The sequence below is a fragment of the Bradyrhizobium ferriligni genome, from assembly GCF_056837965.1.
Genome location: NZ_JBXEJO010000127.1, coordinates 1 through 12297, shown reverse-complemented (window position 1 = coordinate 12297; position 12297 = coordinate 1). Strand labels below are relative to the sequence as shown.

Sequence of the window (12297 nt, the reverse complement as noted above, 5' to 3'; positions counted from 1 at the left end):
GCCGAAAGCGCGTTCGTGACGCCCTTTATATGGCGGCCCTCAACGCAGTTCGCAGAGCTGATCCGTTCAAGGCCTTCTATGCACGACTGCGACAGGCCGGAAAACCAGCCAAACTCGCCCTCATCGCTGTCGCCAGGAAGCTGCTCACGGTCCTCAATGCCATGATGCGAGACCGAAAGCCGTACCTGCAGACCAAACCAACATAACAGTTGCCGGGTCGCGCTTCGCTTGCCCGGGACGACGGCTGTGGGTTTGGGTTACTCCTGCGCCTCCTCCAGGTGTCGTCCCTGCGAAAGCAGGGACCCGTAACCACGGGACGTGCGGATGGAGCGAGCTGGGGCCACAGCGTCGCGCAACAACGGCGCTCCGTGGTTATGGGTCCCGGGTCGCGCTTACGCTTGCCCGGGACGACGGCAGTGGTTTGGTCTACTCCGCCGCTTCCTGCGCGACCGTCGGCTGGGTGCCGGCGACCGTGGCGCGGCGCATGTCGCGGGGCTGCGACTGGTCGTAGCGGCGGACGCGGTGCACGGTCTGGCGGTTGTCCCACATCACGAGGTCATGCACCGTCCATTTATGCACATAGACGAACTCGGGCTGCGTCGCGTGCTCGGTGAGGTCGCGCAGCAGCAACCGCGCCTCCGGCATGCTCATGCCCCTGATGGCGCCGGCGTGCGAGGACAGATACAGCGACTTGCGGCCGTGCACCGGATGCGTCCGCACCAGGCGCTGCAGCACCGGCTTGAACATCTGCTTCTCCTCGTCGGTGTAGTCGAGGAAGCCGAGCGAGCCGCGCGAATACATCAGCGAGTGTTCGCAGATCATGTCCTCGAGCTCGGCCTTGGTCTCGTCGTCGAGCGCGTCATAGGCGGCGCGCATGTCGGCGAATTCGGTGTTGCCGCCCTTCGGGTTCACCACGCGCGCCGACAGCAGCGAGAATTTCGCCGGGATCGGCCGGAACGAGCTGTCGGAGTGCCACAGGCAGTTGCCGAGGTTGAACAGGTGGGTGCGGTGGTCCTTCGGCAGCGGCTTGCCGTCCTTGCCGAGATTGGAGACGTCGTTGAGCCCCGCGGAGAGACGATAGTCCTCCTTCTTCGCCACGGTGCCGCCGCGCGCATCTTCGCGCTCGCCGAAGTTCAGCGCGAATGCCATCTGCTGGTCGTCGGTGATGTCCTGGCCGTGGAACACGAGCACGGCGTATTTGTCCATGCCGGCCTCGATGTCGATCGCTTCCTGCTTCGTCAGCGGCTTGCGCAGATCGACGCCGGAGACCTCGCCGACGAAGTGCTTGTGAAGCTGCCGGATCAGGACCGTCATTGGCGTATCTCCCCGTCTGTCGCGGGCGGTTTTCCCGCTTCGTTTGACGGGAAGGCTACTCACCACGCGCGCGCTGTCAACGCTTCGCGGCCGCGCGCGGATCAGGCATTCCGCGCCATCAACCCGCCATCGACCGGAATCACGGCGCCGGTCAGGAACGACGCCGCGGGCAGGCACAGGCTCAGCGTCATGTGCGCGACCTCTTCCGGATCGCCGTAACGGGCGAGCGCGGTGCGGCGCTTGGCGTAGAGCGTCTTGTGCTCCTCGGAGATGCGGTCGGTGATCGCGGTGCGGATCGGGCCCGGGCAGATGCAGTTCACGGTGATGCCTTCGCGTCCCAGTTCCACCGCGAGCGAGCGCGTCAGGCTGGTGACGCCGCCTTTCGCCGCGGAGTAGGGGCTGTGCAGCGCGGTCGCGCCGAGCGCCTCGGTCGAGGCGATGTTGACGATGCGCGGCGAGCGCGACTTGCGCAGGTATGGCAATGCCGCGCGGATGATGCGCGGATGCGCCGTCAGCATCACCGCGATGCCCTTGGCCCAGGCGTCCTCGTAAGCGGGATCGTCGATCGGCACCCGCACCGAGATGCCGGCATTGTTGACGATGATGTCGAGCCCGCCGAAATGCGCGGCGACGTCGTTGACGACTTTGGTGATGGCGTCGCGATCGCTGACGTCGAGCGTCCATGCCTTCGCCGAGCCGCCGCTTGCCGAAATCTCCTTCGCCACCGCCTGCGTGCCTTCTTCGGTCAGGTCGGTGACCGCGACATTGGCGCCTTCATCGGCGAACACCCGCGCGGTGGCGCGGCCCATGCCGCTGGCGGCGCCGGTGACGAGAACGGTGAGGCCCTTCACCGAACGGCTGAGCTGCTTGTATTCGGACATGACGGACCCCCCGTTGATTTTTTGCGTTGTGAGCGACGGCAACGCTGGCACCGATCGCAAGATACGTCAAACCAGCGATCCGATATCGGCATGCGCGCAGCGCGTTAACGCAAGTTTCCCGGTTGGCTTTCCGAAAAGGATCATGCTCAATCAAGACAACAGCACGAGAGAGGAACGCGCGATGAACGAGCTCGATTTCGGCGGCAAGCAAATATTGGTGGTCGGCGGCTCCAGCGGCATCGGCAACGGCATCGCGCAGGCGTTCCGCGCCAGAGGCGCGCGCGTCGCGATCTGCGGCACCCGCGCGCAGGCGAGCGACTATTCCACCGAAGAGGGCTCGCATCTCGAGGGCCTCGCCTACGCGCAGCTCGATGTCAGCAACCCGCAGGCGATCGAGGCCTTCACGCCGTCGTTCGACCGGCTCGACGTGCTGGTGCTGGCGCAAGGCGCGGTGATTTACCGCCGCGGGGAATTCGAGATGGAGGGTTTTCGCAAGGTGCTCGAGGTCAACCTGATGAGCCTGATGGCCTGCGCGACCAAATTCCAGGCGATGCTGAGCGCAGCGAAGGGATCGCTGATCATCGTGAGCTCGACCGCGGCCTATCATTCCACCATGGGCAATCCGGCCTACAACGCCTCGAAGACCGGCGCCGTCGGGCTGACGCGCACGCTGGGCGAGGCCTGGGCCGAGAACGGCATCCGCGTCAATGGCATCGCGCCCGGCCTCGTCGACACCAAGATGACCAAGGCGACGACGGCAAATCCGAAGCGTCTCGAAGGCGCGCTCGAGCGCATTCCGCTGAAGCGTCTCGGCACGCCCGCCGACATGGCCGGCGCCGCGCTGTTCCTGGCCTCGCCGCTTGCCTCCTACATCGTCGGCCAGACCATCGTGGTCGACGGCGGGTTGATCCTCTAGAGCATGATCCGGAAAAGTGTGAAGCGGTTTTCCCTCGCGACAAACGCGGAGCGTTTGCGCGGAGATCATGCTCGAATAAGGAGGCCAAGGCGCGAGTATTGCGCTTTGGCGCACAGGAACCTGCGCGCCGTTTCCCGGTTAGCTCCCGGACAGATCAGGGAGCGTGACGATGGACAAGGATCGGATTTTCGGAACGGCGAAGGAGTTCGCGGGCAAGGCCGAGGGCGCGGTCGGCGATGCGACCGGCGATGCGCAGACCCAAGCCTCGGGCCGCGTGCGCGAAGCCGCAGGCTCGGTGCAGGATCTCTACGGCCAGGCCAAGGACGCCGCGCGCGACGCCGCCGACACCGCGGTCAACTACGCCAAGGACGCCTATGAGCATCGCGGCGAGACCGTTCGCAGCGGACAGAAGGCGATGGCGCATGCGGTGCAGGAGAACCCGCTGGGATCGCTGCTGATCGCCGGCGGCATCGGCTTTGCGCTTGCGCTCCTGATGACGCGCCAGCCGCGCCGTCCGCCGCCGTCGCGCTGGCGCTATTACGGTTGAGCCATACGATGAAATCGCAGGGCGGGTTGGCGATAGCGTAACCCGCCATCTCGCCGTGCAAGACATCGGCGGGTTACGGCTTCGCCTGACCCGCCGTGCGAATTTCCTACAAATTGTTTCCAGTCATCAGTCAGCTAGTCGCGCGTGCGCGCGACTTACTGCCACGGATTCCCCGGCCCTGCGGCCCGCTGTCCGACACCGCGCGGCGGGCGCGGCGGCGGAGCAACCAGCGGGCGCTGCTGCGGCGCACCGAACCCGAACAGATCGCGCAGCCAGGGCTGTGTCTGCGGCTGCTGTTGCGGCTGGGCTTGGGTCTGGGCCGGACGGAACACACGCCTGGGCGGCTTCGGCGCGGTGATGATCGAGCCGTCGGGCGCGATCGCCGTGGTCGAGGGTGGCGGATTTGCCGGCCCGCCCGCCGGCGCGGCCGGCGTGGTGGCGGCAACCGGCACATCGCCCTTGGCTTGCTCTCGGCCCATCTCGCGGCGCGGCCAGACGAAATCATCGGCGCGGCCGGCGGGTGGCGCCAGCGCCTCGCCCTTCACCAGCGTGCGCGCGGCGAGCGCATCGACGGCGGCGGGCCGCGAGCCCGGTCCGCCGAGCAATTGATCGGTGCCGACCGTGGAGGCGACCAGCGGCAGCACCGGGCCTGCCAGCGGCCGCGGCGCGGGCTTGCCGGGCTCGGCGCTGGTATCCGGCGTCGCCGGTTCGCTCGGCAGCGCGATCGGCCCGGATCGCACCGCGAGCAGGCGCGTCACCTCGCGCTCGACATAATGCGCGAGCTTGCGTGCGCCGGCCTTGGTGAAGAACACGCCGTCATCGGTACGCAGCTTGCGGGGCTGGCCTTCGAAATCCGGGCCCTTCTGCATGAAGCGGCCAGCCTCGTCGACAAAGCCGTCCCAGACGTCGACATAGGTGATGCCGGCCTTGCCGGCGCCGTCGCGATAGAGCGCGTCGAGGAACAGCATGTCCGACGTGCCTTTCTGGCCGCGGATCGCGGGCAGGCCGACCCACAGCACCGGCACGCCCTTGCTCTTCAGCACGTTGATCAACTCCTCGATCTTCTTGCCGTAGAGCTCGACCCAGCGGTCGTCGCGGAATTCATAGAGCCCGTTTGGCGAGCGCGCGGTCTTTTCCGGCGCGGCCTGCTGATCGTTGTCGGCGTCGTCGGCCGGCGGCTCGGCCTCGACCGGTTTGCCATCAGTTTTGGCGGCGGCATCGGGCTTGTCGCCCGGCTTGGCCTCGGGCTTGCCGCGCGCGTCCTTCTTCTCGTCCTTCTTGTCGACCTTCTTCTCCACGACGGATTCGCGGATCGCGGTGCGATCGTTGAGGCCGAGCATCACGACGATGGCGTCGGGGTTCTCGGTGGCGAGAATGCCCTTCGCGGCCGCGGCCCAATCCGCCGGGTCGCCCTTGGGCTGATAGCGGATCAGGCCGGAGACCGTCTTCTGCTTGCGGATCACGCCCATGTCGGGCTGGTCGGAATAGGCATCCTCCAGGCCATAGCCGAGCCAGTCGGCCATGGCGTCGCCGATGACCAGCACATTGCGCTCGGCGGCGGCCTCGCGCTTGGCCGGTGCCGGGGCGCGCGAGAAATCCTCGCGCGGCCGCTGCGGCTGCGATGATTGGGGCTGCTGCTGCTGGAACGGCGCGAAGAAATCGCCGCCGAACCAGCCGCCACCGCCATGCTGCGGCGGAGCGCGGCGCTGCGGTTGCGGCGGTCCGCCGCCGAAGCCGGGGAAGCCGAAGAATTGCGCCGAGGCGGGCTGGGCGATGCTGATCAACAGCGCAAGCGCCACCGTCAGCGCGATCAGCGGACCGGCTTCGGTGAATATGCGCAGGAAGGACTTTGGCTCTCGCATCGCGTTCGGTCGCAAATGATCTGGAAGTACGTGAGCATACTAGCGGAATCGGGCCGCAAGCGGGCAGCTTTTCCACCATAAATCGGGTGCCTCCGGCCGCGGTCAAGGCAGGCGGCAAATATCGGATTTCACGGTTACTTTTGGGCGCAGATGTCGCGGCGACGGAACTGCGGCCCCTCTCCCGCTTGCGGAGGGGGAGGGAGAGCCGTAGCCCGGATGGAGCGAAGCGTAATCCGGGACCAGACCAGCCGCTCGGCGAGAACCCCGGATTTCGCTGCGCTGCATCCGGGCTACGGGAGGCAGCCCTGCGGCTTCGGCCCTACCGCCCCCGCAGGCGCTCCAGCACCTCGGAGGTGGCAAAGCCGTCGGCCGGCGCCCCGATCGACACCTGGAAGCCGCGCAGCGCCTCGCGGGTCTGGCCGCCGAACTGGCCGTCGGGCGTGCCCTTGTAGAAGCCGCGCTGGGCGAGCAGCTGCTGCAGTTCCAGCCGTTCGGCGCGCGACAGCACCCGTTCCTGGCGCGGCCAGGGCTGCGCGAAGGGCTGGCCGCCGCGCAGGCGGTCGGCGAAATGGCCGATGGCGAGCGCATAGGCTTCCGCCGGGTTGTACTTCATGATCACCCGGAAATTCTGCAGCATCAGGAAGCCGGGCCCCTCGGCACCCGCCGGCGCCAGCAGATAGGCCTTGTCGGACGGCCGCGGGAACGGCTGGCCGTCTGGTCGCTTGAGGCCGAGATGCTCCCATTGCGACAGCGGCATCGCCTTGGCGCGGTCGGCCAGCATGTAATTGAGGCCTTGCGGCAGCACGACCTCGTAACCCCAGCTCGCGCCGGCCTGCCAGCCGTCCTTCTTGAGATTGTTGGCGGTCGAGGCGATCAGGTCGCTCGGATTGTCGACGACGTCGCGGCGGCCGTCGCCATCGCCATCGACGGCATAGCGCTTGAACGCGGTCGGCATGAACTGGGTCGGGCCGAACGCGCCGGCCCAGGAGCCGCGCATCTGCTCGGGCCTGAGATCGCCGCGGTTGAGGATCTCCAGCGCCGACAGGAACTCGTCCTTGAAATAGGCCTGACGGCGGCCGATGCAGGCGAGTGTCGCGGTCGACTGCACCACGCTGCGATCACCCATCTGGGTCGAGTAGTTCGACTCGATGCCCCAGATCGCCGCGATGATGTAGCGATCGACGCCATAGGCCTTCTCGGTGGCGTCGAACTGCGGCTTGTACTTCGCAAGGATCTCGCGGCCCTTGGCGAGCCTGGTGTCGCTGACCAGGATGTCGAGATAATCCCAGATCGCCTTGGTGAACTCCGGCTGCGAATCCATCAGATCCATGATGCGCAGATCGGGCGTGAGGCCGGCGGTGAAGCGCTCGAAATTCTCTTGGCTGATGTTGCGTCGTGCGGCATCTGGCCACAACGCTGCGACGCAGTTCGGGAAGTCCGACGCGGCCTGGCGAATCGCCGCAGCCGTCATCAGCGGATGGCCGGAGGCGCCGTCTTCACCGCTCCACGGCGGCGCTGCGCCATCCTGTCCGGTCGCGGCCTGCGGCGGCGTCGCATTCGGTCCGGAAAAGATGCTGTCGATCAGGTTGGTCAGGCCGTTGCCCGCCGACTGGGCTTGCGTGCTGCCGGGCAGCAGCAGGGCCAGCGCGATCAGGCTCGCGCCGAAAAGCTTGGTCCTTGATGTTCCCATCGCGCGCATTTGTCGTGTGCCTGTCAAAATCGTGCTGTTCCAGAAGGCCCCGGCACGGTTTCCAATAACTTAACAAGGGTGAGATTTTGTTGCGGCCCGCATTGGCTGACGGGAACGGCGGAATTAAGCCGCACCACACATCCGCCTTTGTTGGCGGCTGCAAAACGGGGTACCAAAGGCATGATTCATTTCGTGCCGCCGTCCCACCCATTTCAAGGCTTCCGATAATCCCATGAAGATCCGCAAAGCCGTATTCCCCGTCGCCGGTCTCGGTACCCGCGTGCTGCCCGCCACCAAGGCGATGCCGAAGGAGATGCTGACGATCGTCGACAAGCCGCTGATCCAATACGTGGTCGACGAGGCCCGGGAAGCCGGCATCGAGCATTTCGTGTTCGTCACCGGCCGCAACAAGGGTGTCATCGAGGATCATTTCGACCGCATGTTCGAGCTCGACACCACGCTGGCGCAGCGCGGCAAGAAGACCGAGCAGGATATCCTGGCGCAGAACCAGCCTGAGGCCGGCGCGATGAGCTTCACGCGGCAGCAGGCGCCGCTCGGGCTCGGTCACGCGGTGTGGTGCGCGCGCGATATCGTCGGCAACGAGCCGTTCGCGGTGGTGCTGCCGGACGAGCTGGTGCTGAACACGCCGGGCTGCCTCAAGCAGATGATCGACGCCGCGAGCAGGCTTGGCGACAAGTCGAACCTGATCGCGGTCGAGGCGGTGCCCGACGAGCTCACCCATCAATACGGCATCTGCAGCGTCGGCAAACGCAACGGCAACATCTTCGAGGTCGACCGCATGGTCGAGAAGCCGCCGCAGGGCACCGCGCCGTCCAACCTGTCGATCACCGGCCGCTACATCCTGCAGCCGGAGATATTCGACATCCTGGCCACGCAGGAGCGCGGCGCCGGCGGCGAGATCCAACTCACCGATGCGATGATCGGTCTTGCGAAGACGCAGAAGTTCTACGGTGTGGAGTTCGAGGGCGAGCGTCACGATTGCGGCTCCAAGCCCGGCTTCCTCCGCGCCAACATCGCCTTCGGCCTCAAGCGCCCCGAACTGCGCGACGGCCTGATAGCCGAGATGAAGAAGTACCTGGAGAAGTAGGGGCGCCGCCTCATCTCGTCATTCGCCGCGAGAATGCGGGCGTATGATTCACAGACCGCGCAACCTATTCGATGTCGTCCCTGCGAAAGCAGGGACCCATACTCCGCAGCAGGCGTAGTGAATGGGATTCGTCGTTCCAGCATTACTCAACAATGAGCATTCGTGGTTATAGGTCCCTGCTTTCGCAGGGACGACAGCTGTAAGCGTGGCGCGCTTGGTGCGGTAAACACGGACGGCATCGTCTCCACTGCACAGCCGAGATCACGCCACCTTCCTTCGCCCCGCACGTTTCGCCGGCTCCTTGGCGCCGTCCTGCTTCGGCGCGCGCAGGGCGCGGGCGGCGAGGCTGACGACCTCGGAGATCTGCTGGAGCTGCGCGGCGAGCGGAGAGGTCTTGCGCCAGACCATGCCGATGGTGCGCGACGGCTGCGGGTGCTTGAAGCGCGAGACCGTGACCGGCGCCGAGCGCGTCTCCACCGTCACCGCCATCTCGGGGATCAGGGTGACGCCGATGCCGGCGCCGACCATCTGCACCAGCGTCGACAGCGAGCTCGCGTCCAGCACCTCGCGCGGCGGCGAGGACTGCATGTTGCAGAACGACAGCGCCTGGTCGCGGAAGCAGTGGCCTTCCTCGAGCAGCAAGAGCCGCATCTCGCGCAGCATCTCGGCGCTCGGCACCGGCGTCTTGGCATCCTCGCCAGGCCGCACCAGCAGGAAGTTTTCCGAGAACAGCGCGACCTCGGTCAGCGACGGTTCCGATACCGGCAGCGCCACGATCGCGGTGTCGAGCCGGCCCTCGGCGACCTCCTTGATCAGCTTCGGCGTCAGCGTCTCGCGGACATGGATGTCGAGCTCGGGATGCAGCCGCGCCAGGTTCTCGATCACCTTCGGCAGCAGATATGGTGCAATCGTCGGGATCATGCCGACCCGCAGCCGCCCGGCAAGCTTGTCGCGTGAGGCGCGCGCGAAGTCGCCGAGCTCGTCGACCGAGCGCAGGATGTCGCGCACGCGGCGCAGCAGGTCCTCGCCGAATGTCGTCAGCGTCACCTGCCGCGCATTGCGCTCGATCAGCACGCCGCCGACCGCCTGTTCCATCTCGCGGATCTGCATCGACAGCGCCGGCTGCGACACCGCGCAGGCATCCGCGGCGCGCCCGAAATGGCGGTGGTGGGCCAGAGCATCAAAATACCTGAGTTGCCGGAGTGTGACATTTATCATCAGATAATCTTATCAACGCGATCACTAAAGTCAATTTCCTCTGATGGATTGGGTTGCGTAGAATCGTTCTTGGAAGAGCTCCAGCGCATTCCAGAATCCATCACCTCGGAGAAGAAACATGGACGCAAAAACCGACGAAGGCGCGGGCAAATGCCCATTCACAGGCGGGCCTCGCGGGCACTCGAATCGTGACTGGTGGCCGGAGACGCTCGACGTTCAGGTGCTGCATCAGAACTCCAGCCTGTCCGATCCGATGGGCAAGGGTTTTGACTACGCCAAGGAATTCAAGAGCCTCGATCTCAATGCCGTGATCAAGGATCTCACGGCCCTGATGACGACGTCGCAGGAATGGTGGCCGGCCGACTTCGGCCATTACGGCGGCCTGATGATTCGCATGGCCTGGCACTCGGCGGGCACCTACCGCATCACCGACGGCCGCGGCGGCGCCGGCGCCGGCCAGCAGCGTTTCGCCCCGCTGAACAGCTGGCCCGACAACGCCAACCTCGACAAGGCGCGCCGGCTGCTGTGGCCGATCAAGCAGAAATACGGCCGCAAGATCTCGTGGGCCGATCTCATGGTCCTCGCCGGCAACGTCGCGCTGGAATCGATGGGCTTCAAGACGTTCGGTTTTGCCGGTGGCCGCCCCGACGTGTGGGAGCCGGAAGAGCTGTACTGGGGTCCGGAAGGCACCTGGCTCGGCGACGAGCGCTACAGCGGCGAGCGCCAGCTCTCCGAGCCGCTCGGCGCGGTGCAGATGGGCCTGATCTACGTCAACCCGGAAGGCCCGAACGGCAATCCGGACCCGGTCGCTGCCGCGAAGGACATTCGCGAAACGTTCTTCCGCATGGCGATGAACGACGAGGAGACCGTTGCGCTGATCGCCGGCGGCCACACCTTCGGCAAGACCCACGGCGCGGGTGATCCGTCGCTGATCGGGCCGGAGCCGGAAGGCGGCGCGCTCGAGGATCAGGGCCTCGGCTGGAAGAGCAAGCACGGTACCGGCGTCGGCGCCGACGCGATCACCGGCGGCCCCGAGGTCACCTGGACCCAGACACCCACGAAGTGGAGCAACCACTTCTTCGATAACCTGTTCAAGTACGAATGGGAGCTCACGAAGAGCCCCGCAGGTGCGAAGCAGTGGAAGGCGAAGGGCGCGGCGGCCGACATTCCGGACGCGTACGACCCGTCGAAGAAGCATGTCCCGACCATGCTGACCACCGACCTCTCGCTGCGCTTCGACCCGGCCTATGAGAAGATCTCGCGCCGGTTCTACGAGCATCCCGATCAGTTCGCGGACGCTTTCGCCCGCGCCTGGTTCAAGCTCACGCACCGCGACATGGGTCCGATCCAGCGTTACCTCGGCCCGCTGGTGCCGAAGGAGACGCTGATCTGGCAGGACCCGGTGCCGGCGCTCGATCACGCCGTGATCGACGACAAGGATATCGAGGCGCTCAAGGCGAAGATCCTCGCCTCGGGTCTGTCGGTGTCCGAACTGGTGTCGACCGCCTGGGCCTCGGCCTCCACGTTCCGCGGCTCCGACAAGCGCGGCGGTGCCAATGGTGCACGCATCCGCCTTGCGCCGCAGAAGGACTGGGATGTCAACGAGCCGGCCCAACTCAAGACTGTGCTGAGCAAGCTCGAAGCCATCCAGAAGGAGTTCGGCAAGAAGGTCTCGCTCGCCGATCTGATCGTGCTCGGCGGCGCGGCTGCGATCGAGAAGGCGGCCAAGGACGGCGGCACCAATGTGAAGGTCCCCTTCACGCCGGGCCGCACCGATGCGACGCAGGACCAGACCGACGTCGAATCGTTCGCTCCGCTCGAGCCGCGGGCTGACGGCTTCCGCAACTACATCGGTGGCAAGCATCAGTTCCTGCAGCCGGAAGAGGCCTTGGTCGACCGTGCGCAACTGCTGCGGCTGACCGGACCGGAATTGACGGTCCTCGTCGGCGGCCTGCGCGTGCTCGGCGCCAATGCCAAGAAGTCGAAGCACGGCGTCTTCACCAGCAAGCCGGGGACGCTCACCAACGACTTCTTCCTCAACCTGCTCGACATGGGCACGGTGTGGAGCGATGCCGGCCAGGGCGTCTATGAGGGCCGTGACCGCAAGACCAAGGCGGTGAAGTGGACCGGCACCCGCGTCGACCTGATCTTCGGCTCGCACTCGCAGCTGAGGGCGTTCGCCGAGGTCTACGGCCAGTCCGACTCCAAGGAGCAGTTCGTGAAGGACTTCGTCGCGGCCTGGGCCAAGGTGATGAACGCCGACCGCTTCGACCTCGCGAAGTAAGCGGCGAGCAAACGGCAATCAGGGCAGGGCGGCGCTTCGGCGCCGCCCTGTTTCATTTGGGGGACGACGAGGAAGGATTTTCGCGGTTTGCCGATCCCGTTCAATCATGCAGCTTCATGTCGCGGATCATCTCCTCGAACTCCGCTTGCGTCGGGGTCGCCAGTGGGACTTGCGGGGCGCTGCCTGTCGCGGTGGACACGTCGCATTGCCAGACACCGCGCCGCGGCTCGAAGATTGCAGTCAGGCTCGCCCAGCAGACGAGGAGGGCCACGATCCAGTCCAGTACATTGGATGCCGTCATTGCAGCACCAGCATCAGCATTTCCATGTCCTGATGCTGCAGCCGAGTCGGGCTTCGCGCAATTCGGAAGCTACGAAACGTAACTTCGGCGCTGCCGAGAGCCGCATCGAAACTGTGCTCCCTGCCTCTTATACACATCTGACGCTGCCGACGATCGCATAAGTGTAGAACTCGGTG

10 protein-coding genes and 1 pseudogene are annotated in these 12297 nt (G+C 65.9%); 5 read left to right on the top strand and 6 right to left on the bottom strand.

Going from position 1 to position 12297, the window contains the following annotated elements; genetic code table 11:
• A pseudogene (locus AC1VNY_RS41195) lies at nt 1-206 on the top strand (IS110 family transposase); the annotation flags it as partial.
• Between the two features lie 220 nt (nt 207-426).
• On the opposite strand, the gene AC1VNY_RS41190 reads toward AC1VNY_RS41195, so the two are convergent.
• Both AC1VNY_RS41190 and AC1VNY_RS41185 read right to left on the bottom strand, forming a co-directional pair.
• Nucleotides 427-1314, bottom strand: coding sequence for a TauD/TfdA dioxygenase family protein (locus AC1VNY_RS41190; protein WP_304498501.1), 888 nt, complete (start codon nt 1312-1314; stop codon nt 427-429).
• A 101-nt stretch (nt 1315-1415) separates the two neighbouring features.
• Complete coding sequence (locus AC1VNY_RS41185) at nt 1416-2195, bottom strand: SDR family NAD(P)-dependent oxidoreductase (RefSeq protein WP_155262765.1); 780 nt, start codon at nt 2193-2195, stop codon at nt 1416-1418.
• A 181-nt stretch (nt 2196-2376) separates the two neighbouring features.
• On the opposite strand from AC1VNY_RS41185, the gene AC1VNY_RS41180 reads away from it, so the two are divergent.
• Nucleotides 2377-3111 (top strand): SDR family NAD(P)-dependent oxidoreductase, encoded by a 735-nt coding sequence (locus AC1VNY_RS41180; protein ID WP_482409478.1) that lies wholly within the window; start codon nt 2377-2379, stop codon nt 3109-3111.
• A gap of 169 nt (nt 3112-3280) precedes the next feature.
• Nucleotides 3281-3658: a CsbD family protein gene (locus AC1VNY_RS41175; protein ID WP_028334740.1), complete on the top strand. Its 378-nt coding sequence runs from the start codon at nt 3281-3283 to the stop codon at nt 3656-3658.
• A 155-nt stretch (nt 3659-3813) separates the two neighbouring features.
• Here AC1VNY_RS41175 and AC1VNY_RS41170 read toward each other — a convergent pair whose 3' ends face one another.
• Entirely contained in the window at nt 3814-5520 is a 1707-nt protein-coding gene (locus AC1VNY_RS41170; RefSeq protein ID WP_482409477.1) for an SGNH/GDSL hydrolase family protein, read from the bottom strand.
• Nucleotides 5521-5839: 319 nt separating this feature from the next.
• Nucleotides 5840-7219: a lytic murein transglycosylase gene (locus AC1VNY_RS41165; RefSeq protein ID WP_482409476.1), complete on the bottom strand. Its 1380-nt coding sequence runs from the start codon at nt 7217-7219 to the stop codon at nt 5840-5842.
• Between the two features lie 223 nt (nt 7220-7442).
• On the opposite strand from AC1VNY_RS41165, the gene galU reads away from it, so the two are divergent.
• A complete protein-coding gene (gene galU, locus AC1VNY_RS41160) occupies nt 7443-8318 on the top strand; it encodes a UTP--glucose-1-phosphate uridylyltransferase GalU (RefSeq protein ID WP_461192216.1) in 876 nt (291 codons plus the stop codon).
• Nucleotides 8319-8579: 261 nt separating this feature from the next.
• Here the strand turns inward: galU and AC1VNY_RS41155 are convergent, their stop codons facing one another.
• Nucleotides 8580-9536: a hydrogen peroxide-inducible genes activator gene (locus AC1VNY_RS41155; RefSeq protein ID WP_028342619.1), complete on the bottom strand. Its 957-nt coding sequence runs from the start codon at nt 9534-9536 to the stop codon at nt 8580-8582.
• 118 nt (nt 9537-9654) lie between these two features.
• Here AC1VNY_RS41155 and katG point away from each other — a divergent pair, with 118 nt between their 5' ends.
• On the top strand, nt 9655-11820 hold the full coding sequence (gene katG, locus AC1VNY_RS41150) for a catalase/peroxidase HPI (RefSeq protein WP_482409475.1): 2166 nt from the start codon (nt 9655-9657) through the stop codon (nt 11818-11820).
• Between the two features lie 100 nt (nt 11821-11920).
• On the opposite strand, the gene AC1VNY_RS41145 is transcribed toward katG, so the two are convergent.
• Nucleotides 11921-12121, bottom strand: coding sequence for a hypothetical protein (locus AC1VNY_RS41145; protein ID WP_482409474.1), 201 nt, complete (start codon nt 12119-12121; stop codon nt 11921-11923).
• Nucleotides 12122-12297 lie beyond the last annotated feature (176 nt).